Origin of the sequence: Variovorax sp. IB41 (genome assembly GCF_016405905.1) — a bacterium.
In the GTDB taxonomy this organism is placed as follows: domain Bacteria; phylum Pseudomonadota; class Gammaproteobacteria; order Burkholderiales; family Burkholderiaceae_C; genus Variovorax.
In genome coordinates this window covers 22,643-46,242 of record NZ_JAEFCB010000016.1, presented here as the reverse complement: position 1 = coordinate 46,242, position 23,600 = coordinate 22,643, and the positions used below count along the sequence as shown (strand labels likewise).

Sequence of the window (23,600 nt, the reverse complement as noted above, 5' to 3'; positions counted from 1 at the left end):
ATGGCCGACCACGAATTCCGCATCAAGACCGATTCACCCGCCAAGGACGATCTGATGTTCTGGCGCATCGTGGGTCACGAGGCGCTGGCGCGGCCGTCGGCCTACGAGCTCACGGTGCTCTCCAGGAACAAGGCGCTCGACGCCAAGGACATCCTGGGCCGTGCGTTCGACGTGGTCATCGAGTTCCAGGACAAGGACGGCGGCAAGCACGAGCGGCACTGCCAGGGCCATGCGGTGCGCTTCGTGCGCGCGGGGCATGTGGGCCGCCACTTCGAATACCGCATCACGCTGCGCTCGTGGTTCTGGCTGCTCACCAAGCGCGCCAATTCGCGCATCCTGCAGGACAAGAAGGTGCTGGAGGTGCTCGATGCGGTGTTCGAGGACAGCCCGATCAAGGGCCTGAAAAAGACCAAGACCGGCAACGTCATCGGCACGCACAACGCGCGGCGCTACTGCGTGCAGCACCAGGAAAGCGATTACCAGTTTCTCTCGCGCCTGCTCGAGGACGAGGGCATCTACTACTGGTTCGACGCGCACGACGCGCCCGGCACCATGCACCTGTCGGACGCGAGCGACATGGCGCACGAGAAGCTGCCGGTGGTCGACACGTTGCGCCATGCGGGCAGCGATGCGAGCGAGGCACGCTACAACGAGATCTCGCGCTGGGTGAGTTCGCGCCAGTTCGACACCGGCAAGCACGACTCCCGCGACAGCGATTTCAAGGCCATCAAGAAAAAGCTGAGCGCGGTGATCGACGTGCCCGGGGGGCACGAGCTGGCCGGGCTGGAGGTGTTCGAGTTTCCCGGTGGCTATTTCACCGGAGACGAGGCCGAGGGCCGTGCCAAGCTGCGCGGCGATGAGCTCAACGCGCGCCGCGACCGCCATTGGGCCTTGACCAGCTGGCCCGATGTGGCGGCGGGCCGCAGCTTCAAGTTCGAAGGCGACCCCGATGGCGTGCGCGATGGTGAATACATCATCGCCGCCTGTACCTTCATGGCCAGCCACCCCGGCTATGAGAGCGTGACGGCCAGCGCCGTCGAGCAGCCGGTCTACAAGGCGCTGTCCGAGGTGCTGCACGACGATGCGGTGAATGCCGACACGCTGCAAGTGCTGGAGGAGCTGATCGCCGGCACGCCCACGCTGCAGAGGGCGCAGCCCGGGACCAGCGCTTTCTTGCTGACCGCGATCCCCCTGGACCGCCCTTACCGCGCACCGCGCCTGACGCCGCGCGTGACCATGCCTGGCCCGCAGATCGCGATCGTGGTGGGCCCCGCGGGGGAGGAGATCCATGCCGACAAGTTCGGGCGTGTGAAAGTGCATTTCCATTGGGACCGCTACAACGAAGGGGACGAGAACTCGACCTGTTGGGTGCGCGTTTCGCAGCCCTGGGCCGGCAAGGGCTGGGGCGGCTATTTCATTCCGCGCATCGGACAGGAAGTGATCGTCGACTTTTTGAACGGCGACCCCGACCGTCCGGTGATCGTGGGCCGGGTCTACAACGACGACCAGCCCATTCCGTTCGATTCGCACACGCAAAGCGGCTTTCGCACCCGCTCCACGCCCAAGGGCGGCACGGCCAATTTCAACGAGTTCCGCTTCGACGACAAGAAGGGCTCCGAGCAGGTCTACCTGCATGCCGAGAAAAATCTCGACAGCGAAGTGGAGGCCGACGAGACCCGCGATGTGGGCCACGACCGCATCACCAAGGTGCACAACAACGAGACCCTGGAAGTCGATGCGGACCGCAAGACGCACGTGAAAGGGCATTTCTCGGAAACCGTCGACAGCGGCGAGGACCGCACCGTCCATGCGGGCTTCGACGAGAAGATCGACGGCGGAGAAAAGCGCAAGGTCGACGGCGGCATGAACGAGACCGTGAACGGCGGCATGGACCAGACGATCAACGGCGGCGAGAAACGCGTGGTCAACGGCGGCCTGACCGAAACGATCTCGGGCGGCGAGACCCGGACCGTGAACGGCGGGATGACCGAGACGGTCAACGGCGCCTTGACCCAGACGATCACCGGGGCGACCAACATCACCTCGACCGGGCCGATGACGATCACGGCGCCCGCGGGCTTCACCGTGATCGCCCCCGGCGGCAACAAGTTCATCGACCAGTTCTTCGAGAAGACCGGCGCCACCTATTCGTACAAGTACGGGGTGGTCTTCGGCGTGGTCGGCATCAAGACCGAGCAGGGGGCGTGCAGCCAGGGCAACTACGCGACCAAGTTCGATGCCTCGCTGTGCAAGATCGAGCATCGGGCGCTGTTCATCCAGTCCAAGGGCACCGACCTGCGCACCGGCGGCATCTCGCTCAAGACGCTCGGGCCCGACATCAAGGCTGCCGCCATCACCATGATCACCTGACCTGCCATGCGTGTCGCCAAATCAAGCTATTGCGGCGTATTGACCCGCCCGTTCGAGCAGGCGGGCCGGTTCTACCTCGGGGTGACGAACATGGTCTTCGCCAGCCTGGGCGATGCGCAGCCTTGCCTCATCTCGGAGCTTGCGATGTGGCCCTTCTTCGCCGAAGAGGCGGGTGCGGGCAGCGCGCTGGATGCGGCGATGCCCAAGAGCCAGGCCGAATGGCTGCTGACCGGAATCTGCTATCCGGCGGACGGCGTGGCGACCGGCGCAAGCGCCGTGCGGGCCCGTGTCGGCGCGACCGAGAAGCGGCTGGCGGTGTTCGGCGACCGCGCGTGGGTCGATGGGCGCCCGACGCAGCCGCAGCCCTTCGATCGCATGCCGCTGGTCTGGGAGCGTGCCTTCGGGGGCGAGGGCGATGCCAACAACCCGCTCGGCATCGGTTTGCGCCCGGCAAAGACCGACGACAGAAATGCCCCAGGGGCCGGCGTGCATCGGCTGCCCAACATCGAATACCTCGACCGCCTGATGGCCGCGCCCGATCAGCGCGTGGCCCCCGCGTCGTTCCTTCCGCTGGACCAGACCTGGCCGCAGCGCGCGCGCCGGGCCGGAACCTACGACGACGCCTGGCTCAAGACGCGGTATCCCGGCATGCCCGCCGATTTCGACTGGCGGTTCTTCAACATCGCGCCCGAAGACCAGTGGTTCGCCGAGCGCATGACCGGTGACGAGGCCTACGAGTTCGAGAACCTCCATCCTTCCAGGCGCGTGTTGTCGGGAAACCTGCCGGGGGTGGCGACGCGCACCTTCATCAACCGCACCGCCGGCGCGGGCGCAGGAGAACGGTTCGAAGAGGTGCCGATGCGCCTGACCACCGCATGGTTCTTTCCCCATGCGGAGCGCGTCATCCTCCTGTTTCACGGCATGGCCGAGGTGAGCGAGGACGACGCGTCCGACGTGCTCAATGTGCTGGCCGGCATCGACCGGCCGGGCGCCCTCAAGCCGTTGTCGCATTACCGCCAGGTGCTGGACAAGCGGCGCGACCATCAGCAGGCCAGCGTCGAGGCCCTCAACGAGGATGACCTGCTGCCCGCAGGACTCGTGCTGGACGACGGGGGCATCGCCGCGGCAACCGCGCAGTTGCAGCCGCGCAACCGGAGCATGCGCAACGCGCGGCGCGGAATGTCCAGGCAGATCGCGCTGGCGCGTGCCGAAGTCGCGGGCTACGGCCTCGATCCGGACGAGCACGGCCCCCTGGTGCCGGAACCCGAAGAGCCGATGCCCAGCCTGTCGGAGATCCCGGCCTATCTCAAGAAGATCCAGGCGAAGATGAAGGCCGACCAGGCCAAGGCCATGGCGGAGTCCGAGGAGCGCGACAGGCAGAGCGCAGCGCTCTTCAAGGACCTGGGCATGGATTTCCAGACCATCCTGGACGAGCGCAAGCAGACGCCGGTGGGGCCGCCGAAATTCTCCGCCAAGGCCGAGCTCGCGGACCTGACGCGCATCCGCGATGGCTTTGCGCCCGGCGATGCAAGTTACAAGGACGTGGACGTCTACCTGCAGGACCCGGCATTCCGGGGCATGCTCAAGAACGCGGAGACGGGCGGCAGGGACGGCTATCGCAAGATGGCGCAGCACCAGAGTCCGGCGCCGGCGATGGTCGGGGACATCGCGCGGCGCCTGCGCGAACGCGTCCAGGCGCACCATGCGGCCGGAAAGAGCTTCGCCCATGTGAATCTCACGGGCGCCGACCTGTCGGGCCTTGACCTGCGCGGCGTCGATTTCTCTTCGGCCTTTCTCGAGAGCGCGAACCTCGACGGCGCCAACCTGCAAGGTTGCGCGATGGACAACGCGGTGCTGGTGCGCGCCAGCCTCAAGGGCACGCGGCTCGACGGCGCCAGCCTGACGGGGGCCAACCTGAGCCTGGCCGTTGCCGTCGGCGCCAGCTTCGACCAGGCCGCGATGGCCCGCGCGACGCTGGAGAAGACCCAACTGCATTCGTGCACGCTGCGGGGTGTCGGCATGGACGGCATCCTGCTGCTCGAAACGGTGCTGGACAAGGTCGACATCTCCGGCGCGAAGGCCGCGCAGACGCATTTCCTGAAGCTCAACCTGCACGGCGTGGTCGCCGCGAACGTCGAATTCACCCGTTGCACGTTTCTCGAGTGCGACATGAGCGAAGCCGATTTTTCGGGCGCGCGCCTGGAAGGCACCGGCTTCGTGAGCGTTCGGGCTGTCGGTGCCCGCTTCAGGCACGCCCTCATGTCCAAATGCTGCTTCGTCGAATCGTGCAATCTGCGTGGTGCGGATTTCAGCCATGCGGATGTGAGTTCGGCCAGCTTCCGCTCGGCAGACCTTGCCGAGGCCGACTTCCGGCTGGCAAAGGCGCAGGGTGCCGACTTCTCGCTCGCACAGCTGCGCGCGGCCAACTTCTACAAGGCCGACATGCCAGGGGCGCGCTTCGTCAGGTCGAACCTGGACCAATCGGTGTTCGCATCCGCGAATCTCATGGGCGCGGTGTTCCAGAATGCGAGCGCGATGGCGTCGGATTTCAGGTTTGCCAATCTCTTTCGGGCCGACATCGCACGCATCCGCATCGACGCCGCCACGCGCTTCGACGGCGCGCATGTCAAGCGCGTGCGCACGCTGCCCAAGTGGACCGGAGCGCGCGCACCGTCCGAAGCGGCCGAGGTTGCGCCATGACCGACCTCGCCGCGCGGGTGCAGGACGGCCAGGCCATCCGCAAGCAGAGCTTCGCGGGCCTCGCGCTGCGCGATGCGGACCTCTCGGGCGGGCTGTTCGAGGACGTCGATTTTCGCGGCACCGACTTGACGGGCGCGGACCTCGGCGAATGCACCTTCATTCGCTGCCTCTTCGACGAAGCGTGTCTCGCCCATGCGAACCTGCAGCTGACCGGCGCCCACGACAGCAGGTTCCGGAAAACGGATCTGCGCCAGACCGAGATGCTCGGGACCAAGCTGGCCAGCAGCGACTTCACGCAAGCCGTCTTCGTCGGCGCCAATCTCACGACGGCGGCCTTTGCGCAATGCGCGATCGTCCAGGCCGACTTCAGCGCGACGGCGCTGGACCGCACGATGTTCGTGGAGTGCCGCATCGACGCACCCGATTTCTCGGGCGCTCGCCTCATCAAGGTGGTCATGATGAAAGCGGACATGCGCCGCGCGCTGATGGCCGGCACATCGTTCGAGAACGTGATGCTCATCGAGGCCAATCTCGCGGGCTGCCAGCTGAACGGAATGGACCTGCGGCTCACCAACTTCATGCAGGCCGATCTGACGGACTGCAACTTCGCCGGCGCCAACCTCGCGCAGTGCAATTTCTCGGGCGCCAGGCTCGTGCGCACGGATTTCTCCGGCGCGCTGCTTGCCAACGCGATCTTTCTGGAAGCCGTGATCGCCAGCGCGAACTTCGCCGCGGCGAAAGCCCCGCAGGCCATCTTCGCGAAGGCCGAGATTTCGGAAACGAACATGGCGGGCGCGGACCTCTACCAGAGCGCGTTCGGCAATGCGCAATGCGCGAAGTCCGACTTCTCGCGCACCGTGCTGACCTACGCGGATTTCTCGTACGCGAAGCTGAGCGACTGCGACTTTCGCGGCGCCTCGATGTTCCGCGCGAGCCTGCACGGCATGGACGAAGAGCGCTGCCAGTTCACCGACAGGCTGCGCGCGCTCGAGAACGATCCCGAACTGGCGGAGGCGCAGCAATGGCGCCCCGTCGATGTGCCCGAATTCGAATCACAGGAGTCCTGACATGCAAACCTACCCGAGCGATCTCACGGCACGCCTGGCGATCATGCCGTTCCAGCAGGTCGGCGTCGTCGAAAGCGTGCACGACAGCGACGACAGCATCCACGTGCGTACCGACCAGGGCCTGGTGCGCGCGCGCTGTGCCACGAGTTGCCTGATCCGGCCTGCGGCTGCGGACCGTGTGTGGCTCGCGAGCCTTGGCGAAGAAGGCACCTATGTCATGGCCGTTCTCGACCGGCCGGGCACGCAGCCGCTGCAGTTGCTGCTCGGCCGCGACGCGACGATCCGCGCCGAGGGCAAGCTCACGGTGTTGGCCGCGGAAGGCATGGCGTTTCGCACACCGCAGGAGTTCAGCGTCGACGCCCAGGGTCTCACGGTGAAGGCATCGAAGGCGCGCTTTTTCCTCCAGGTGGCTTCCGTGTTCGGACGGGCCTTCACGGCGGCGGTCTCCAGCGTCTCGGTTGCGGGCAACCGCATGGAATCTTGCTTCGAGCGGCTCACGCAGACCACCCAGACCACCGTGCGTCATGTCGAGGGGGCGGACCTGCTGAGCTGCGGCACCGCCGATTACCGCGCGGCGAGCCTGATGAGGATGCACGGCGAGAACGTCATCGTGACCGCCGACGAGCTCGTCAAGTCCGACGGCAAGCAGATCCATTTCGGCTAAACGGTCCAAGGAAGGAAGAAACAACATGTTCGCCAACACCCAGATGATGGGGATGGACTTCGCATTCCCGGATGTGTGCCTGACCCCGACCCCGGCCGGCCCGGTGCCCATCCCGTACCCGAACATCGCGATGGGCCCGACGGCGATCCCCAATGTGCCCACGGTGCTTTTTGGCGGTACGCCGGCCCACAACATGGCAACGACCATTCCGATGTCCAACGGCGACAACGCCGGATTGGCCACGGGCGTCGCCTCGGGCATGGTGATGGGCCCCTGCCGCCACTTGACCGCGGCGTTCACTGTCATCGTCAAGGGCATGCCTGCAACGCGGCTCACCAGCGTGTCGTTGCAGAACAGCACCAACATCCCCGGCTGTCGCGTGGTTCCCAGCCAGGTGAAGGTGCTGTTGCTGGCACCCTGAGGCGCCGCCACCACAGCATGCCGCAAGGCCTGCTGCAAAAGAGGGGGATGGGGAGAAAACGGAAGGGGCCTCGAGCCGAGACATATGGCTGATCACGAGTTCCGTATCAAAAGCGATTCGCCCGTCAACGGCGAGCTGATGTTCTGGCGCATCGTGGGCCACGAGGCGCTCGCGCGCCCCTCGACCTACGAGCTCACCGTGCTCTCGAAGAACCGCGCGCTCGACGCCAAGGACATCCTGGGCCGCGCGTTCGACGTGGTCATCGAATTCCAGGACAAGGACGGCGGCGCGCACGAGCGCCACTGCCAGGGGCATGCTGTGCGCTTCGAGCGCACCGGCCACGTGGGGCGCCACTTCGAATACCGCATCGGCCTGCGCTCGTGGTTCTGGCTGCTCACCAAGCGCATCAACTCGCGCATCCTGCAGGACAAGAAGGTGCTCGACGTGCTCGACGCGGTGTTCGAGGACAGCCCCATCAAGCGCTTCAAGAAGACCGAGACCAGCAACGTCATCGGCACGCACAACCCGCGCCGCTACTGCGTGCAGCACCAGGAGAGCGACTACCAGTTTTTATCGCGGTTATTGGAAGACGAAGGCATCTACTACTGGTTCGACGCGCACGACGCACCGGGCACCATGCACCTGTCGGATGCGAGCGACATGGCGCACGACAAGCTGCCCGTGGAAGGCACGCTGCGCCACGTGGCGAGCGACACCACCGAGGCGCGTCACAACGAGATCTCGCGCTGGGTGAGCGCGCGGCAGTTCGACACCGGCACCTACGCTTCGCAGGACAGCAACTTCAAGTCGATCAAGAAGAAGCTCGAAGCCGCGGGCGGCGCGCCCGACAAGCACGAGCTCGCGGAGTTCGAGGCCTTCGAATTCGCGGGCGGCTATTTCTCGGGCGGCGACGCGGACGACAAGGGCAAGCTGCGCGGCGAGGAGATCGTCGCGCGCCGCCAGCGCCACTGGGCGCTCACCACCTGGCCCGACGTCGCGGCCGGGCGCAGCTTCACCTTCGAGGGCGACCCCGACGGCGCGCGCGATGGCGACTACATCATCGCGGCCTGCACCTTCGCGGCGAGCCACCCGGGCTACGAGAGCATTCCGCACAGCGCGCCGCGCATGCCGATCGAGCGCGCGCTGCGCGAGGCGCTCGCCGATGACGCCGTGAACCCGGTGAACGCCGAGGCGCGGCCCGCGCTCGAGGCGCTGATCGCCAGCGCACCCGCGCTGCGCACCGACCCGCAGGGCACGAGCGCCTTCCTCATCACCGCGCTGCCCATCGACGTGCCGTTCCGCCCGCCGCGGCTCACGCCGCGCGTGGTGATGCCGGGGCCGCAGTCGGCCATCGTGGTGGGGCCGGCGGGCGAGGAGATCCATGCCGACGACTTCGGCCGCGTGAAGGTGCACTTCCACTGGGACCGCTACGACAAGAGCGACGAGAAATCGACCTGCTGGGTGCGCGTGTCGCAACCGTGGGCGGGCAAGGGCTGGGGCGGGTACTTCATTCCGCGCATCGGTCAGGAGGTGATCGTCGACTTTTTGAACGGCGACCCCGACCGGCCGATCATCGTGGGCCGCGTCTACAACGACGACCAGCCGATCCCGTTCGGCTCGCACACGCAGAGCGGCTTTCGCACGCGCTCCACGCCCAAGGGCAGCGCCTCGAACTGCAACGAGTTCCGCTTCGAGGACAAGAAGGGCTCGGAGCAGGTGTACCTGCACGCCGAGAAGAACCAGGACATCGAGGTGGAGAACGACGAGACCCACTGGGTGGGCCACGACCGCACCAAGACCATCGACCACGACGAGACCACGCACGTCAAGCACGACCGCACCGAGACGGTGGACAACAACGAGACGATCACCGTGCACGGCCAGCGCACCGAGACGGTCGACAAGAACGAGACCATCACGGTCCACATGAACCGCACGGAGACGGTGGACCTGAACGAGACGATCTCCATCGGCCAGAACCGCTCGATCACCGTGGGCGCGAGCGAGACGGCCACGGTGGCGCTGCAGCGCACGCACACGGTGGGCATCAACGAGACCATCACCGTCGGCGCGGCGCAGGAGATCACCGTGGGCGCGATGCAGGCGGTGACGGTGGGGGCGAGCCAGACGATCAATGTGGGGGCCACGCAGAACGTGACCATCGGCGCCGACCAGACCGAGTCCATCGGCGCCAACCGCGCGATCAAGGTCGGCGCCAAGCTCGCGATCAACGTGGGAAGCGATGCGGCGATGACGGTGGGCGGGGGCCGTTCGTCGAGCATCGACAAGGACGACACGGTCAGCGTGGGCAAGAAGTTCGTGGTCGATGCCGGCGACGAGATCTCGCTGACCACGGGCAGCGCGAGCATCGTGATGAAGAAGGACGGCTCCATCACGATCAAGGGCAAGGACATCCTGATCGAGGGCTCCGGCGCGGTGAACGTCAAGGCCTCGGGCAACGTGGTGGTCAAGGGTTCGAAGATCACCCACAACTGAAGGAGCCGACATGAGCGGACGCGATGAAGCACTGGCGCGGCTGATGCCGGCCACCGGCGACAACCCCGGCGCGATACAGCTGGGCGTGCGGGTGGCGCGGCTCGTCGCGCTGACCGGCGCGGGACCCTGGGTGCGCATGGAAAAGGAAGAGGAAGAGGAAGAAGAAGAAGGCGCATCGCCGCTGTGCGCACGCACCACCGTGCATCTGGGCGATGAAGACGTGGGCGGCGATGTCGTGGTGGCCTTCGACCGAGGCGATCCGCAGCGGCCCTTGATCCTGGGGCGCGTGTTGTCGGGGCAGGAGGCACAGGAGGGCGTCGTGCATGCGCAGGCGGACGGCGACCGCCTGGTGCTGTCGGCGCGCGAGCGCATCGTGCTGCAGTGCGGCGGCTCCAGCATCACGCTCACGCGTGCGGGCAAGGTCCTGATCAACGGCCATTTCGTGCAGACCCGCGCCACCGGTGTGAACTCGCTCAAGGGCGGGTCCATCGAGCTCAACTGAGCGCGGCGCCAACCACCCGGGATGCCCCGATGTCGCTGACCGTCTACGCCGAAGGCATGGGCCTCTTTCACAAGGGAAGCGGCGGCAAGGGCGTTGCGCCGGGCGATGTGTGCCTGACGCCGCCGCCGCCGCCGGGCGGCCCGCTGCCTGTGCCCTACGTGAACGTGTGCAGCGCGTCGGACCTGTCCAAGGGAAGCAGCTCGGTGCTGATCGACGGCGAGCCGACCGCGCTGGAGGATGCCTCGGAGGTCAGCACCAGCACCGGCAACGAAGCGGGCACGCAGGGCGGCAACGTGGTCACGCACAAGACCAAGGGCAAGGCGGTGTTCTCGAACTGGTCGCACACGGTCAAGGTCGAGGGCAAGGGCGTGTGCCGGCACGGCGATCCCATGGGCCAGAACTGCGCCACGCCCCCGGTGGGGATCATCGAGCCGGCCGCGCTGGTGCGCGTGGCGAACGCCCATGGCTGGAATGGAACCGAGCCCTGCAAGAACCGCTACAAGCGCCCCAAGGAGGGCAAGCCCAATGCCGCGCAGCGCAAGAAGATCGCGGGCAAGAAGTGCTGGAAGTGCAAGTGGCGCAACGCCACCGTGCCCGACCACCAGCCGCCGCTGATCGTCGCCTGGTACCGGGGCGGTTGCAACGCCGTGGCCAAGTTCAAGGAATGGGCCAAGTCCACGGCGGCCACGTCCAAGGGCCACTGCAGGCCGTGTTCGAGCAAGCAGGGCGGCACGGTGTCCAGAAGACACGGGACGGCGCGCGTGAACGCCTTCCTGAACAAGATCAAGTAGCCACCAACCCGAGACCGAAGGAGAAGCCGATGAGCGACTACAAGGAATTGTTCGACGACTACGTCGTCGAGATGCGCCAGGCCAGGGCCGTTGCGCTGGCCTGGTGGCAGGCCCTGTTGCTGGGCGAGACGCAGGCCGGTGCCGATGCGTCGGCCGCGCAGGAGGCCATCGACAGGCGCTGGCCGCTGGGGCCGGTGTCGCACCCGTTCGTGATCGCGGTCTTTCGCAAGTACGCGCTGGAATGCCAGCGGCTCAACGATGCGGCGGAGGAGGGCGAGGGCGAGGACGATGGCGATGAAGCCGACCTTGACGAATCCGACGAAGCCGATTGGGGCAGCGAGGACATCGACGAAGAGGACGAGCAGGCCGACCTGGAGACGCTGGAGGCGCCGGTCGAGCCGCGCGAGCTGCTGATCGAGATGCTGCCCAACCGCGTGGAAGACCTCGCGGAATTCATGGCGGACTTCGTCTTCACGCCGCTGGGCCTCGACAAGAACGAGCGCTGGATCTGAAGGGTCCGCTCGCGCCCTGCACACCGATGCACATCGATGCACACCGAATGAAGGAACTCCCATGAAGCCGAAGTACATGACAGAAGAGGGCATGAACGACGGAATCGCCAGGCTGCTCGTCGCGCCGCGCGATCTGGCGCTCAGCGGCGCGGCCGTCGTCCATGTTTCGCCCGCACGCGGCGAGGCCTCGGCCGCGCACCGCGCGCTCTTCACCAAATACCGCAAGGACCTGAAGAAAGTGCTGGACGAGGCGGTCGAATGGTGGGCCTATCGCACGCAGTCGCTGGAAGAGGAACTGGGCTCGGCCAAGCAGGCGCGGGTCGCGAACTGGGCCGAGTTTCCGGCGGGGCCGGCGTCGGACCCGAACACGGTCGCGGTCATCCGCAAATACTGGCTCGCCTGCAGCGCGCTCAATGCCAAGGAGGCGCCGCCGGTCGCCCCCGAGTCCTTCCTGCTGCAATGGGTGGTGGACGAAGGCGACATGGAAACCGCCGAGCTGCTCTCGGCCATGCCGTACTGGCCCGTCGGGCTGGACGGCGCCGGCCACTGGACCTGACACGGTGCCCGCGCATGACGCCCGCGATCTTCAACACCACGCCCTTCGCGCAGCAGTGCATGCTGCTGATGGACCGGGACGGGCAGCTGTTCTTCTGCATCCTCGTGTGCGCGACCTACGGCTTCGATGACGCGGGCGAGCCCTTTGCCCTGCCCGAGCAGGTGCCGCCGCCGCTGGGCGACGAGCCGGGCGGCGTGCCGGGCCGGTCGTCGCTGCGGCGGGCGAGCGCGGCGACCGCGGCCAAGCCCGCGGTCGATTTCATCCTCAACGCCACCGCCCACGCGCCGCATGGCAAGGCGGTGACGGAGATGGCCGTGGGCGTGCGCGTCGGCGGCTGGCGCAAGGTGCTGACCCTCACTGGCGACAGGCAGCGGGCCGGACTCACCGGCACCCGCTTCTCATCGCCGCAACCCTTCGTCGCCATGCCGCTGCGCTACGAGCGCGCGTTCGGCGGCAGCGTGCGCGACCCCGCGGCCGCGGTGAGCGCATGCCATCTGGAAAACCCCGTGGGTGTGGGCTGGCGCGGTGCAGCCTCGTCGGACCCGTCGGTCGCCAGCGATCTGCCCAACATCGGGCCTTTCGGACACACGATGGGCGCGTCCGACACCGCGTTTCCGGTGGCCGGCTTCGGTGCTGTCGCGCCCAACTGGACGCCGCGCCTGAACCATGCCGGAACCTACGACAAGGCCTGGACGGATTCGCGCTGGCCGCTGCCGCCGGTCGATCTCGATCCGCGCTTCGCGCAATGCGCCCCGCTCGATCAGCAGTGGCCGCACGCGATGCCGGACGAAGAAGTGCAACTGGCCAACCTCACGCCCGAGGGCCTCTGGCGCTTTCGCATGCCGGCCCCCGACATCGGCGTCACCGTGCTGCACTCCACGGGCATGGCGAGGCATCGCCTGCGCACGGACACGGTGTACGTGGATGCCGAGGCGCGCACCGTGTCCGTGCTGGCGCGGCATTGCCTCACCGGGCTGCGCACGCTGGGCCTGGTGCGCGAAATCGTCATCGGCGATGTCTCGCCGGCCTGGCTGCGCGCGCAAGAGCGCGGCAAGCGCTATGTCGGGCGCGACGCGCCGGCGCTCGCTCAATGAGCCGGCCGAAGCCGGGCGCTGCGGCATGCAACTGATCTACGCCACCGGATGCGTCACGGCCGTCGGCATGGATGCCGCGCAGACCTGCGCGGCCATCCGCGCCGGGCTGAGCGGCGTCGAGGCGGTGCTGCCCGACACGGGCGATCCGCTGCTGGCGGCGCCCGTGCCCGCGGCCGGCAAGTTGAAGCCCTCGCAGGAGGCCTGGCTGCGCAAGATGCTGCTGCGCGCGGTGCGCGAATGCCTGGCCGCCTATGCCGGCGACATCGCGCGCTGCGCGCTGTTCGTGGCCCTGCCCGAGCCGTTTCGCCGCCAAGCGATCACGCTGGACGGCACGGGCCACGCCTTCATCGCGCGGGCGATGCGCAGCCTGGGCCTGCGGCCCTCGCCGCACTCGCGCGTGCTGCTGGAAGGCCACGCATCGGCCGCGGGCGCCATGCAACTTGCCGATGCGCTGCTCGCGCGCAACGAGATCGATGCGGCGCTGATCGGCGGCGTCGATTCGATGCTCAACGACGAGGATCGCGAACGCCTGCACGACAGCGGGAGGCTGCACGAAGCCGCCAACCCGTTCGGCCTGATCCCCGGCGAGGCGGCCGCCTTCTTTCTGACGGGCCGTGCCTCGGGGCCTTTCTCGGAGCCCGCGATGGCCTGCGTGCTGGGCGCGGCCCAGGCGCAGGAGGCCGACAGCCTGCGCACCGACCGCTATTCGGTGGGCAGCGGGCTGCAGCGCGCGATCGATGCGGCGCTGCGCCGGGCCGGGGCGGCCGAGGAACAGATCGAATGGCGCATCACCGACATCAACGGCGAGCGCTACCGCGCATGGGAGTCGACGGCCCTGCTCGCGCGGCAGTACCGCGCCTGGCGCGACGGCCTGCCGTGCATCCACCTGCCGGCATTCACGGGCGACGTGGGGTGCGCCACCTTGCCCTTGCAGGTGATCGTCGGGGCGCACGCGATGTACTGGGGCTACGCGCCAGGCGCCGTCGCGGTGTGCGAGTCGTCCTCCGAAGGGGAGATGCGCGGCGCCTGCCTGATCGCGCCGGCCGACGGCGCGCGAACGCCACCCTTTCGCGCTTTCGCTCGTGCGGGCGGTGCGGCGCCGTCGGCGCGGGCCGTGGTCGCGCGGCAGATCGAGCGGCTCCCGCACGAACTCGCATGGCTGGTCCAGCATCGCGCGAGACTGGTCGGCGGGCGGGACACGCTCAAGCGGCTCGCCGGTTTCGACGAGCGCATCGACGCGCACATCGCGTTGCTTCGCACCACCGAGGCCGAAGGCTGGAAGGCCTGCATCGCGTGCGCCGAAGATGCCGGACCCGGCGGGCTGTTCGCGCCCACGGTGCTGGCGGTGGAGTCGGGCGACACGATGCATGTGCGGGAGGTCCTGGCAGCGGCAGCGGGCGTCCAGGTCGAAGACGAGGTCTGCAACGAGAGCCTGGTGGGCGCGTTCGGCTGGGTTTCCAGCAAGGCCCTGCAGGGGCTTGTGGTGAAGATGGCCGCCGCGGACGCGCCGCTGGCGCGCTACCTGGCCACTGCCGCGATGCACCTGCACCGCACGCCGCCCGGCGACTTGCTGTGGGCGCTGCTGGACGACGGCGACGACGCGGTTCGCGCCCGGGCGCTGCAACTGGCGGGCGAGGTCGGCGTCATGGGCAGCATCGATCGGGTGCGCGAGAACCTCGCGCACGGGAGCGCGCGGGTGCGCCTGCGCGCCGCGGGCGCGGCGTTGTTGCTGGGGGATGCGCATCCCGCCATCGAGGTGCTCCAGCAGATCGCCGAGGGCGGCACGGCCGAGGCGCCCGAGGCGCTGGCGCTGTTCGTGCGCGCCGCGGAGCTGCCGCGGGCGCGCCACGTGCTCGGGCAGATGGCACAGGCCATACAGGGCGCCGAGGGACGCCCGGCGCTGCGCCGGCTCATCGAGGCCTGCGGCGCCGCGGGCGATGCGCAGCTCGTGCCGTGGCTGATCAAGCAACTGGACCATCCCGAGTCGGCGCGGATCGCGGCCGAGTCGCTGCGCACGATCACCGGACTTTCCGTGCGGGCATCCTCGCTCAGAGGCGCATCGGCCGGACGCGGCAGCCGCGGGCTCACGGACGATCCGGACGACGACAACGTCGCCGAGGACGAAGACGCCGATCTGCCGTGGCCCGACGCCCCGGCGATCGACCGCTGGTGGCAGGCCGACGGCCATGTCTTCACGCCCGGCGTTCGCTACTTCCTGGGCCAGCCGCCCGGGCTGGCGCACTGCGTGCGGGTGCTGCGCCATGGCCATCAGCGCCAGCGCGCGGCGGCAGCCCAGCACCTGGGTCTCCTGCAACCCGGAACCGCGTTGTTTCCCGTTGGTGCCCCGGCCTGGCGGCAGCAGCGCTGGCTCGATGCGCTGGCGGCTTGAAGAGATGCAAGCCCGGCACATCCTCGCTGCGCTGGCTGTTGTCTTCCTGATCGCGGCCACGGCGCGATGGGCGCGGCATGCGCCACGGCGCATCGATGCCGCCGTGCGCACCTGGCTCCTCATCGCATTCATCTTCACCACCATTGCCGCTTGGCTGCAATGGCATACCTCTTAAGGCGAGATTGCCAACGTGCCCCACGGAATGAATACTCCTTCTGAGTTTTTTCGCCCTTGCACGCCGTGCGCGCACGGGCTGTGTACGGGCATAGAAAGGCCTAGAGCCTCGGGGGCCGATTCATGATCCATATCGCTGTCATCACCCGGCAAGGCGCTCCGGCGGGGCAGCCCATCGCCGCCGATTTCGGGCCCAACGGGGGCACCATCGGCCGGGCCGACACCAACACGCTGGTGCTGGACGATCCGGACCGCACCGTCTCGCGCGTGCATGCGCAGGTGCTGTGCCGCGACGGCCAGTATTTCGTGATCGACCGGGGCAGCAATCCGATGCAGTGCAACGGCGTGTCGCTGGGCTCTGGCAAGGAGGCGCCGCTCACCGATGGCGCGCGGCTGGTCGTCGGCAGCTTCGAGCTCAGCGTGCGCATGACGGCCGCGGCGGCGCCGCCGTCGCTGGCGATTCCCAACACCATCATGTCGGCACCGGCCGGTGCTGCTGCTGCCGCGAGCACGAGCGACGATCCGTTCGCGGACCTGCTCGCGGGGCTCGGCTCGCCGCCTGCACCCGCGCCCGCTTCGTCCGGTGCCGCAAGGGCACCCGCACCCGCCAGCGCCGAGTCGCTGCTCTTTCCCGACCCGATGGAGACGGGCTCGCGCAATGCGCAGGCCGCGCAGGTCGATCCGTTCGCCAACCTGCTCGGGCCCACGCCGAGTTCCGCGCCGTCCGCGGGCATGGGGGCGCTCGACGATTTCTCCGACCTCGGCGCGCCGCCCGCGCATGGCAAGGCCTCGGGCATCGACGAGCTGTTCGGCGGCATGGGCGGCGGTGGCGGCATCGGCGGCGATCCGCTCGCGCTGTCGCCGCTGGCCGATCCGCTGCTGCAGCCGAACACGGCTTCTTCCGCAGATCCGCTGGCTGCGCTGCAGAGCGCGGCACCGCCCACGCCGACGCCGCGCTCCGACCACCTGCCGATCGACCAGTTCGGCTTCACGCCGCCGAAGGCGGTGACACCGCCGCCACCACCTCCTCCAGCACCCGCACCGGTGGCCGCGGCACCCGCGGAGGTGCTGCCGCAGTTCGACGACATCACGGGCCAGCCGATCCGCATCAGCGGCCCCGAGCTGGGGAGCAGGCCGCTGGAGTCGCTGCCTCCATTGCCGCCCCCACCTGCGCCACCTCCTGCGCCACCCGTGCAGCGCGCGGCCGCGCCGCGTGCCGAACGCACGGCCTCCGACGACGAGCTGCTCGCCGCGTTCCTGCGCGGCCTGGCCAGCACGCACCAGCCGCCCGAGATGCTCACGCCCGGCCTCATGGAGCGCATCGGCTCGATGCTTCGCAGCGCCACCGAAGGCACGCTGCAGCTCCTGCTCACGCGCCAGGAGTTCAAGCGCGAGGTGCGCGCCGAGGTGACGATGATCGCGGCGCAGGCCAACAACCCGCTGAAGTTCTCGCCCACGGTGGAGGTGGCGCTCGCGCACCTGCTCGGGCCGGGCGTGCGCGGCTTCATGCCGCCGGAGGCGGCGATGCGCGATGCCTTCAACGACCTGCGCGCGCATCAGTTCGGCGTGATGGTGGGCATGCGAGCGGCGCTCGCGCATGTCATCGGGCGCTTCGAGCCCGAGGAGCTCGAGAAGAAGATCAGCGCGAAGTCGGCGCTCGACGCCATCTTCGCGGCCAACCGCAAGGCCAAGCTCTGGGACCAGTTCGTGGCGCTCTACGGCGGCATCGCGAGCGAGGCGGAAGACGATTTCCACAACCTCTTCGGCAAGGCCTTTCTCCAGGCCTACGAAGAGCAGATGGCGCGCCTGAAGTCCGACGGTCAGTGACGCAGAAGAACAAAAGCAAAAGCAAAAAAAGCAGAACGACGGCCTCGGTCGAAGCCACCACAACAACACCAGCACACGCGAGGCACCCCGCTTGGAAATCGAAATCGTCACGTTGTCCCGACAGGGCGGCCGCACCTACAACGAGGACGTCCACGGCCACTGGCACGACGAGCGCTATGTCGCCTGCCTGGTGGCCGACGGCGCGGGCGGCCATGGCGGCGGCGACGTGGCCGCGGCCACGGCGCGCACGAGCATGTTGGGCGGCTTCTCGGCGGCGCCGGGGCTGGACGAATTCACGCTGCGCACGCTGGTCGAGCAGGCCAACCGCGACGTGGTCGCGCGCCAGGCCGAGGGCGGCAAGCTCGCGGGCATGCGCTCCACGGTGGTGTTCGCAGCCATCGACCTGGAGAACCAGGCGCTCGCCTGGGTGCACAGCGGCGACAGCCGCGCGTACCTTTTTCGGGGCGGCGCCATCGTGGCGCGCACCACCGACCACAGCCTGGTGCAGCAGATGGTGGCGGGCGGCATGCTCGACGAGGAGGGCGCGCGCCTGCATCCGCAGCGCAACATGCTGCTGTCGGCGCTCGGCTCGATCGAGGAGGCGCCCGACATCGCCGTGTCCGACCGCATGCGCCTCGTGTCGGGCGACGTGCTGCTCCTGTGCAGCGACGGCGTGTGGGAGCCGTTGGGCGACGAATGCCTGGTCGACACGCTGCATGCCTCGCGCACGCCCAGCCAGTGGACCGAGCAGCTCGATACGCAGATCAAGGCGCGCGCCAAGCCGGGCCACGACAACTACACCGCGCTCACGCTGTGGGTGATTGCCGATGACATCGACGATGCGACGCGGCTGATGCCGGCGCTCGAGGAGGTGACGATGCCGGCGCCGATCGACGAGCCGGCCGCCGCGCCCGACAAGCCGGCGGACTAGCGGCGAATCGGAAAAGAAGCCGGGCCCTTGCGGGCCCGGACTCCTCTCTCTATCTCGGTTCGTTCGCAGGGTCGGGAGGTCAGGACTTCTTCGGCCGATAGGCCTTGAGCGTGCCGCTCACCGTCACGTCCACCGTGACCACCACGAGGGCCGATTCCATCTTGCCGTTGTCCTGCCGCTTCATCTGCTTGCGGGTGGTGGTCGAGGTGGAGCTGCCCTTCCACTGGATCGTGCTGGAACGCACCGCTTCCTTGTTGCCCTTGTAGTTCTGCTCCAGCACCGTGATGGCGCCGTTGCCCGGGTTCCTGGAAAGGATCGACGTGTGGTGCGGGTGGCCCACCATCACCGAGGGGTCTTCGACCCAGCCGGAGTCGTCCGCGAAGGTGACGTCGGTGGTGGTGGTCGTGGTCATCTCGTAGTCGCGGTACTGCAGGATGTCGCCGGGCAGCGCATCCTTGAGCGCGACTTCGTCGCCCCAGATGTAGTCGTCGTCGTCGCCCATCGGACCGAAGTCCGACGAGGTGCCGGCGCCGGCCTGCAGCAGGGCCTTGTTGGCCAGGTCCCAGCATTCGCGCGCGCCGATGTGCTTGCCCACCTGGGCGCTGGCCCATTGCAGGACCTTGGGGTTGAGTGTTGCCATGCGTGTCTCCGGCTGAAGGCGATCGAGAGCGGATGAAGCGGCCCCCCGGCCGCTGGCGGCAGCCGGAGAAGCGCGTCAGACCTTCTTGTTGGCCGCGATGTCCCAGCCGGTTTCCTTGGTGCCGTCGCCGGAACCGTCGGCCTTCTGGGGCGTGTACTCGTACTTGAACTTGGAGAAGTTCAGCTGGATGTTCTCGGTCAGGCGGTCTTCGCCGCCGCTGCCGCCGGTCTGGATGCTGCTCACCAGGATGTCTTCCATCGTGAGCTTGATGTACTCCAGCGGCGTGGCGCCGGCCTTGCGCACCACCAGCGTGCCCTTCTTGATGTGCTGGCCGTTGCAGCAATCCAGGAGCAGCAGGTGCGAGGCGGAGTCCACGTACTTGGTGATCGAGACGTCCTGCACGCTCACCTTGCCGGCGCCCGAGCCGCCGCCCACGTGGCCAGTGCCCGACTGGCTGGCGCCCCAGCTCCAGGCCAGGATGTCGATCTCCTTCTTGTGCGAATCGTCCTTGGATTCGCCGTCGACGCCTTCGAGCTTCAAAAACATGTCTGCAGCCATGATGCTTACCTTTCAGTTGTGTGTGAGTCAGGAAAAAAGGGCTTCCGTGCGGTGCCTAAGCGTTGGTGCCCGGGAGCTATCAGGAGAACGAGCGGAGGGCCGTTTTTTCAAAGGCCCACCGAAGGCATATGCCTTCGTTACTTGCCGCCCTTGGCCGAGGGCAGCTTGGACACCAGCCGCAGCGACACCGTGAGGCCTTCCAGCTGGTAGTGCGGGCGCAGGAAGAACTTGGAGGTGTAGTAGCCGGGGTTGCCCTCGACCTCTTCGACCACCACCTCGGCCGCGGCCAGGGGCTTGCGCGCCTTGGTTTCCTCGGACGAGTTGACGGGGTCCCCGTCCACGTAGTTCATGATCCATTTGTTGAGCCAGCGCTGCATGTCGTCGCGCTCCTTGAAGCTGCCGACCTTGTCGCGCACGATGCACTTCAGGTAGTGCGCAAAGCGGTTGCAGGCAAAGAGGTAGGGCAGGCGCGCCGCGAGGTTGGCGTTGGCCGTGGCGTCCGGGTCGTCGTACTCGGCCGGCTTGTGCAGCGACTGCGCGCCGATGAAGGCCGCAAAATCAGAGTTCTTGCGGTGGATGAGCGAGAGCAGGCCCGCCTTGGAGAGCTCGGCCTCGCGCCGGTCGCTGATGGCGATTTCGGTCGGGCACTTCTGGTCCACGCCGCCGTCGTCGCTCGGGAAGGTGTGCAGCGGCAGGTTCTCCACCGCGCCACCCGACTCGATGCCGCGGATGCGCGAGCCCCAGCCGTAGAGCTTGTACGAGCGGTTGATGTTGGTCGCCATCGCGTACGCGGCATTGGCCCAGGCGTACTTGCTGTGGTCGGCGCCGGCGGTGTCTTCCTCGAAGTCGAACTCCTCCACCGGGTTGGTGTTGGCGCCGTAGGGCGTGCGCGCAAGGAAGCGCGGCATGCACAGGCCCAGGTACTTGGCGTCGTCCGAATCGCGCAGCGACCGCCAGCCCGCGTACTCGGGCGTGAGGAAGATCTTGGTCAGGTCGCGCGGGTTCGCCAGTTCCTGCCACGACTCCATCTGCATCAGGTTGGGGCTCGCGCCGGTGATGAAGGGGGCGTGCGCCGAGGCCGCGATCTTGGACATCTCGCCGAGCAGCTCGATGTCCGGCGGGCTCTGGTCGAAGTGGTAGTCGCCCACCAGCGCGCCGAAGGGCTCGCCGCCGAACTGGCCGTATTCCTGCTCGTAGATCTTCTTGAACATCGGGCTCTGGTCCCAGGCCGCGCCCTTGAACTTCTTCAGGCTCTTGGCCAGGTCCACCTTGGAGATGTCCATCACCCGGATCTTCAGGTGCTCGTCGGTCTCGGTGTTGTTCACCATGTAGTGCAGGCCGCGCCACGCACTCTCCAGCTTCTGGTAGTCGGGGTGGTGGATGATCTTGTTGACCTGGTCCGTGAGCTTCGCGTCGATCGCGGCAATCATGGCCTGGATCGACTTGGTCACGTCCTTGCCGATGACGGTGCTGTTGCTCAGCGCCTGCTGCGCGAGCGTGAGCACGGCGGCTTCGACGGCGCTCTTGGCTTCGTCGCTGCGCGGCTTGAATTCCTTTTGAAGGAGCGACGAAAAGTCGCTGCCCGCATAGGCAACGTCCTTGAGTGCGCTCTGCTCGAGTGCTTCGGCCATGGTGGTTTCTCCTCGTGTACCGGTGTGTCAGGCGTTGGGGTTTCGATCGGCTCAGGCGGCCGGCGGCGTGGCGGCGTCGTCGGGCTTGGCGGTGGAGGCCAGCGATTGCAGCAGGGCCGGGTCTTCCAGCACCTTGGCCAGCAGTTCCTCGGCGCCGTTCTTGCCGTCCATGTAGGTCACCAGGTTGGACAGCTGCGTGCGCGCTTCCAGGAGCTTGTTGAGCGCGCCCACCTTCCTGGCGACGGCGGCGGGCGAAAAGTCTTCCATGTTCTCGAAGGTGAGCTCCACCTTGAGCTCGCCCTCGCCGGTGAGCGAGTTCTCCACCGCGAACGCGGCGCGCGGCTTCATGGCCTTCATGCGCGAGTCGAAGTTGTCGACATCGATCTCCAGGAACTTGCGGTCGGCCACGGGCGCGAGCGGGTCGGTGGGCTTGCCCGACAGGTCGGCCAGCACGCCCATCACGAAGGGCAGCTGGATCTTTTTCTCGGCGCCGTAGAGTTCGACGTCGTATTCGATCTGCACGCGGGGCGCCCGGTTGCGGGCGATGAATTTCTGACTGCTCTTGGCCATGGCGATGCTCCTTGCGGGGGTAGATGGGGCGGTTCGATCAACAGAGGAAAAAAGAAGGAAAGAGACGCGGCGGTTATTCGGACGAGCGCTTGCCGGTCACGGTCTCGATCGTGTCCAGCGCGCCGGGCGCGAGGTTGGCCATGATTTCGAGAAAGCTCACGCCGATGAGCTTCTTGGCGCGGTCGATCAGGAGCGGCGCGGGGTTGCCGGGCTCGGTCTGTTCGAGAAAGCGGATCACGCGGTCCAGCGTCTGCAGTGCGTCCTGGCGGCTCTGGATTTCGCCGCGTGCGGCAGCAGCGCGCGGTGCGCCGCCGGCCGGTGCGCCGTCGCCTTCGGCGCCTTCGACTTGCGCTTCATCGGGCGCGCCGATGGCGGCGCTGCAGGCCTTCTGCAGCATGCGGCCGATGGTGCGCAGCGGGGCCAGGTCGATCACGTCGGCGCGGCCGGTTCGCTCCACCAACAGGGCCTGCAGCTTTTCGACGAGGCCGGGCACGCCGATCGCGGCCTGGATCAGCTCGGGCCGCTCGGCATGCAGCGCCTCCAGGCCCCCCTGGATCTGCGCGGGCGAATAGGTGGCGTCGCCGCCCACCGCGTTCAATGCGTTGTTGGCCACCGCGATGTCGCGCACGCGGATCGCGCCCACGCCCGGCGCCACGCCCACCTGCGCGTCGTACAGGTCCTTCAGCACCATCGCCTCGTCGCCCAGCGGTGCCAGCGCGTTCAGGCGCATGGTCGGGTCGTTGTCGTCGTCGGCATCGAGCTTTGGATGTATGCCTTCCCAGAACCGGTCGAGCAGGCCGGTGAGCAACTCGAGCCCGGCGACGAAGCCGGTGATGCCCTGCAGGCGCGTCGATGCGCGCAGCAGCAGCACCGCGGGACGCACGTCCTTGCTGCGGCGCAGGAGCGCATCGGACTGCTCGGCCACCTGGCGCCACTCCGGCTCCACCGCCGGGATGACGGTGTCGCCGAACTGTTGCTCGGGCTTGCCCAGCGCGGACGTGGTGAGCGCGGTGAAGTCCGCGTCGTACTCCAGATCGTCCCCGCACGGCGATGCCTCGCCTATCGGCGTGAGCAGTGCTTCTACAAGTTCGTGAGTCAGCATGTTGCCTGTTCGAGTTCGCTGGTGATAATCAAAGATGCGTCAGGACCGGTCAATGCAACGAAGGGAATAGCATGCGCACGCTGGGTACACACCATTCGTCCTATGAAGGCTTCTTCGCTGCGGCATCGCGGCGCCGCGTGGCGGGTCTCGGGCTCGCCATTGCGGCTCTGGCAGGGTTGACCCTCGCCGGCTGCGCGAGCAAACCGGTGGTCACGCCGGTGAGCATCACGCTGGTGGCCGGCGCCGATGCCAACCCCGATGCGCGCGGCCGCGCATCGCCGCTCACGGTGCGCGTGTATGCGCTCAAGTCGCCCGGACCCTTCGAGGGCGCCGACTTCTTCTCGCTGTTCGAGAAGGACCAGGCCACGCTCGGCGCCGAGCTTGTGCAGCGCGAAGAAATGCTGCTGCGACCTGGCGAGAGCAAGAAGCTGGACCTCACGCTGCCGGCCGATGCGAAGGCCATCGCCGTGATGGCGGCGTTTCGCGACCTCGACCGCGCACGCTGGCGCGAAGTGCGCCCGGTCACGCCGGGCCAGGCGCAGGTGCTGACAGTCAACTTCGGCGCGCGCCAGATCCGCATCGAAGGCAAGTAAGGCGGGCGCGCC

21 protein-coding genes are annotated in these 23,600 nt (G+C 67.8%); 16 read left to right on the top strand and 5 right to left on the bottom strand.

Annotated elements, in window-relative coordinates; all coding sequences use genetic code 11:
• The 15 genes from JC881_RS24175 to JC881_RS24105 all read left to right on the top strand — a co-directional run bounded on the left by JC881_RS24175 (window position 1) and on the right by JC881_RS24105 (window position 18,494).
• Window positions 1-2,370 carry a type VI secretion system tip protein TssI/VgrG gene (locus JC881_RS24175; protein ID WP_233102004.1) on the top strand — a complete coding sequence of 790 codons (2,370 nt, stop codon included), beginning with the start codon at window positions 1-3 and terminating at the stop codon, window positions 2,368-2,370.
• Window positions 2,371-2,376: 6 nt separating this feature from the next.
• Complete coding sequence (locus JC881_RS24170; protein ID WP_198788262.1) at window positions 2,377-5,070, top strand: DUF2169 family type VI secretion system accessory protein; 2,694 nt, start codon at window positions 2,377-2,379, stop codon at window positions 5,068-5,070.
• Window positions 5,067-6,137 (top strand): pentapeptide repeat-containing protein, encoded by a 1,071-nt coding sequence (locus JC881_RS24165; RefSeq protein WP_198788261.1) that lies wholly within the window; start codon window positions 5,067-5,069, stop codon window positions 6,135-6,137. Before JC881_RS24170 ends, JC881_RS24165 begins: the two co-directional genes overlap by 4 nt.
• A 1-nt stretch (window position 6,138) precedes the next feature.
• On the top strand, window positions 6,139-6,801 hold the full coding sequence (locus JC881_RS24160; protein ID WP_198788260.1) for a DUF3540 domain-containing protein: 663 nt from the start codon (window positions 6,139-6,141) through the stop codon (window positions 6,799-6,801).
• 25 nt (window positions 6,802-6,826) lie between these two features.
• Entirely contained in the window at window positions 6,827-7,222 is a 396-nt protein-coding gene (locus JC881_RS24155; protein WP_198788259.1) for a DUF4150 domain-containing protein, read from the top strand.
• Between the two features lie 84 nt (window positions 7,223-7,306).
• The gene (locus tag JC881_RS24150) at window positions 7,307-9,718 is read left to right on the top strand and encodes a type VI secretion system Vgr family protein (protein WP_198788258.1); all 2,412 of its coding nucleotides are present in this window, start codon (window positions 7,307-7,309) and stop codon (window positions 9,716-9,718) included.
• 10 nt (window positions 9,719-9,728) lie between these two features.
• On the top strand, window positions 9,729-10,220 hold the full coding sequence (locus JC881_RS24145) for a DUF6484 domain-containing protein (RefSeq protein WP_198788257.1): 492 nt from the start codon (window positions 9,729-9,731) through the stop codon (window positions 10,218-10,220).
• Window positions 10,221-10,249: 29 nt separating this feature from the next.
• Entirely contained in the window at window positions 10,250-11,011 is a 762-nt protein-coding gene (locus JC881_RS24140) for a DUF4150 domain-containing protein (RefSeq protein WP_198788256.1), read from the top strand.
• 29 nt (window positions 11,012-11,040) lie between these two features.
• The gene (locus tag JC881_RS24135; protein WP_198788255.1) at window positions 11,041-11,523 is read left to right on the top strand and encodes a hypothetical protein; all 483 of its coding nucleotides are present in this window, start codon (window positions 11,041-11,043) and stop codon (window positions 11,521-11,523) included.
• Window positions 11,524-11,584: 61 nt separating this feature from the next.
• Window positions 11,585-12,079 carry a hypothetical protein gene (locus JC881_RS24130; protein WP_198788254.1) on the top strand — a complete coding sequence of 165 codons (495 nt, stop codon included), beginning with the start codon at window positions 11,585-11,587 and terminating at the stop codon, window positions 12,077-12,079.
• A 14-nt stretch (window positions 12,080-12,093) separates the two neighbouring features.
• On the top strand, window positions 12,094-13,173 hold the full coding sequence (locus JC881_RS24125) for a DUF2169 family type VI secretion system accessory protein (protein WP_198788253.1): 1,080 nt from the start codon (window positions 12,094-12,096) through the stop codon (window positions 13,171-13,173).
• Window positions 13,174-13,198: 25 nt separating this feature from the next.
• On the top strand, window positions 13,199-15,562 hold the full coding sequence (locus tag JC881_RS24120; RefSeq protein ID WP_198788252.1) for a TIGR02270 family protein: 2,364 nt from the start codon (window positions 13,199-13,201) through the stop codon (window positions 15,560-15,562).
• Complete coding sequence (locus JC881_RS24115) at window positions 15,546-15,737, top strand: hypothetical protein (RefSeq protein ID WP_198788332.1); 192 nt, start codon at window positions 15,546-15,548, stop codon at window positions 15,735-15,737. Before JC881_RS24120 ends, JC881_RS24115 begins: the two co-directional genes overlap by 17 nt.
• Before the next feature lie 122 nt (window positions 15,738-15,859).
• Window positions 15,860-17,563 carry a type VI secretion system-associated FHA domain protein TagH gene (tagH, locus tag JC881_RS24110; protein WP_198788251.1) on the top strand — a complete coding sequence of 568 codons (1,704 nt, stop codon included), beginning with the start codon at window positions 15,860-15,862 and terminating at the stop codon, window positions 17,561-17,563.
• Between the two features lie 91 nt (window positions 17,564-17,654).
• The gene (locus tag JC881_RS24105) at window positions 17,655-18,494 is read left to right on the top strand and encodes a PP2C family protein-serine/threonine phosphatase (protein ID WP_198788250.1); all 840 of its coding nucleotides are present in this window, start codon (window positions 17,655-17,657) and stop codon (window positions 18,492-18,494) included.
• Between the two features lie 79 nt (window positions 18,495-18,573).
• Here JC881_RS24105 and JC881_RS24100 read toward each other — a convergent pair whose 3' ends face one another.
• The 5 genes from JC881_RS24100 to tssA all read right to left on the bottom strand — a co-directional run bounded on the left by JC881_RS24100 (window position 18,574) and on the right by tssA (window position 22,995).
• Entirely contained in the window at window positions 18,574-19,134 is a 561-nt protein-coding gene (locus JC881_RS24100) for a hypothetical protein (RefSeq protein ID WP_198788249.1), read from the bottom strand.
• Window positions 19,135-19,209: 75 nt separating this feature from the next.
• The gene (locus tag JC881_RS24095; protein ID WP_198788248.1) at window positions 19,210-19,692 is read right to left on the bottom strand and encodes an Hcp family type VI secretion system effector; all 483 of its coding nucleotides are present in this window, start codon (window positions 19,690-19,692) and stop codon (window positions 19,210-19,212) included.
• A gap of 137 nt (window positions 19,693-19,829) precedes the next feature.
• Window positions 19,830-21,323 (bottom strand): type VI secretion system contractile sheath large subunit, encoded by a 1,494-nt coding sequence (tssC, locus tag JC881_RS24090; protein ID WP_042579877.1) that lies wholly within the window; start codon window positions 21,321-21,323, stop codon window positions 19,830-19,832.
• 51 nt (window positions 21,324-21,374) lie between these two features.
• Window positions 21,375-21,893, bottom strand: a complete 519-nt coding sequence (gene tssB, locus JC881_RS24085) for a type VI secretion system contractile sheath small subunit (RefSeq protein WP_198788247.1) — start codon at window positions 21,891-21,893, stop codon at window positions 21,375-21,377.
• A 73-nt stretch (window positions 21,894-21,966) separates the two neighbouring features.
• The gene (gene tssA / locus JC881_RS24080) at window positions 21,967-22,995 is read right to left on the bottom strand and encodes a type VI secretion system protein TssA (RefSeq protein WP_198788246.1); all 1,029 of its coding nucleotides are present in this window, start codon (window positions 22,993-22,995) and stop codon (window positions 21,967-21,969) included.
• A gap of 71 nt (window positions 22,996-23,066) precedes the next feature.
• On the opposite strand from tssA, the gene tssJ reads away from it, so the two are divergent.
• Entirely contained in the window at window positions 23,067-23,588 is a 522-nt protein-coding gene (gene tssJ, locus JC881_RS24075) for a type VI secretion system lipoprotein TssJ (protein WP_198788245.1), read from the top strand.
• Window positions 23,589-23,600: the final 12 nt, after the last annotated feature.

Coding starts and splice junctions, on each gene's coding strand:
- JC881_RS24160 (WP_198788260.1), top strand. CDS start 6,139: ATGCAAACCTACCCGAGCGATCTCACGGCACGCCTGGCGATCATGCCG.
- tagH (WP_198788251.1), top strand. CDS start 15,860: ATGATCCATATCGCTGTCATCACCCGGCAAGGCGCTCCGGCGGGGCAG.
- JC881_RS24120 (WP_198788252.1), top strand. CDS start 13,199: ATGCAACTGATCTACGCCACCGGATGCGTCACGGCCGTCGGCATGGAT.
- JC881_RS24155 (WP_198788259.1), top strand. CDS start 6,827: ATGTTCGCCAACACCCAGATGATGGGGATGGACTTCGCATTCCCGGAT.
- tssC (WP_042579877.1), bottom strand. CDS start 21,323: ATGGCCGAAGCACTCGAGCAGAGCGCACTCAAGGACGTTGCCTATGCG.
- tssA (WP_198788246.1), bottom strand. CDS start 22,995: ATGCTGACTCACGAACTTGTAGAAGCACTGCTCACGCCGATAGGCGAG.
- JC881_RS24100 (WP_198788249.1), bottom strand. CDS start 19,134: ATGGCAACACTCAACCCCAAGGTCCTGCAATGGGCCAGCGCCCAGGTG.
- JC881_RS24115 (WP_198788332.1), top strand. CDS start 15,546: ATGCGCTGGCGGCTTGAAGAGATGCAAGCCCGGCACATCCTCGCTGCG.
- JC881_RS24130 (WP_198788254.1), top strand. CDS start 11,585: ATGAAGCCGAAGTACATGACAGAAGAGGGCATGAACGACGGAATCGCC.
- JC881_RS24150 (WP_198788258.1), top strand. CDS start 7,307: ATGGCTGATCACGAGTTCCGTATCAAAAGCGATTCGCCCGTCAACGGC.
- JC881_RS24125 (WP_198788253.1), top strand. CDS start 12,094: ATGACGCCCGCGATCTTCAACACCACGCCCTTCGCGCAGCAGTGCATG.
- JC881_RS24140 (WP_198788256.1), top strand. CDS start 10,250: ATGTCGCTGACCGTCTACGCCGAAGGCATGGGCCTCTTTCACAAGGGA.
- JC881_RS24135 (WP_198788255.1), top strand. CDS start 11,041: ATGAGCGACTACAAGGAATTGTTCGACGACTACGTCGTCGAGATGCGC.
- JC881_RS24175 (WP_233102004.1), top strand. CDS start 1: ATGGCCGACCACGAATTCCGCATCAAGACCGATTCACCCGCCAAGGAC.
- JC881_RS24145 (WP_198788257.1), top strand. CDS start 9,729: ATGAGCGGACGCGATGAAGCACTGGCGCGGCTGATGCCGGCCACCGGC.
- JC881_RS24165 (WP_198788261.1), top strand. CDS start 5,067: ATGACCGACCTCGCCGCGCGGGTGCAGGACGGCCAGGCCATCCGCAAG.
- tssJ (WP_198788245.1), top strand. CDS start 23,067: ATGCGCACGCTGGGTACACACCATTCGTCCTATGAAGGCTTCTTCGCT.
- tssB (WP_198788247.1), bottom strand. CDS start 21,893: ATGGCCAAGAGCAGTCAGAAATTCATCGCCCGCAACCGGGCGCCCCGC.
- JC881_RS24095 (WP_198788248.1), bottom strand. CDS start 19,692: ATGGCTGCAGACATGTTTTTGAAGCTCGAAGGCGTCGACGGCGAATCC.
- JC881_RS24170 (WP_198788262.1), top strand. CDS start 2,377: ATGCGTGTCGCCAAATCAAGCTATTGCGGCGTATTGACCCGCCCGTTC.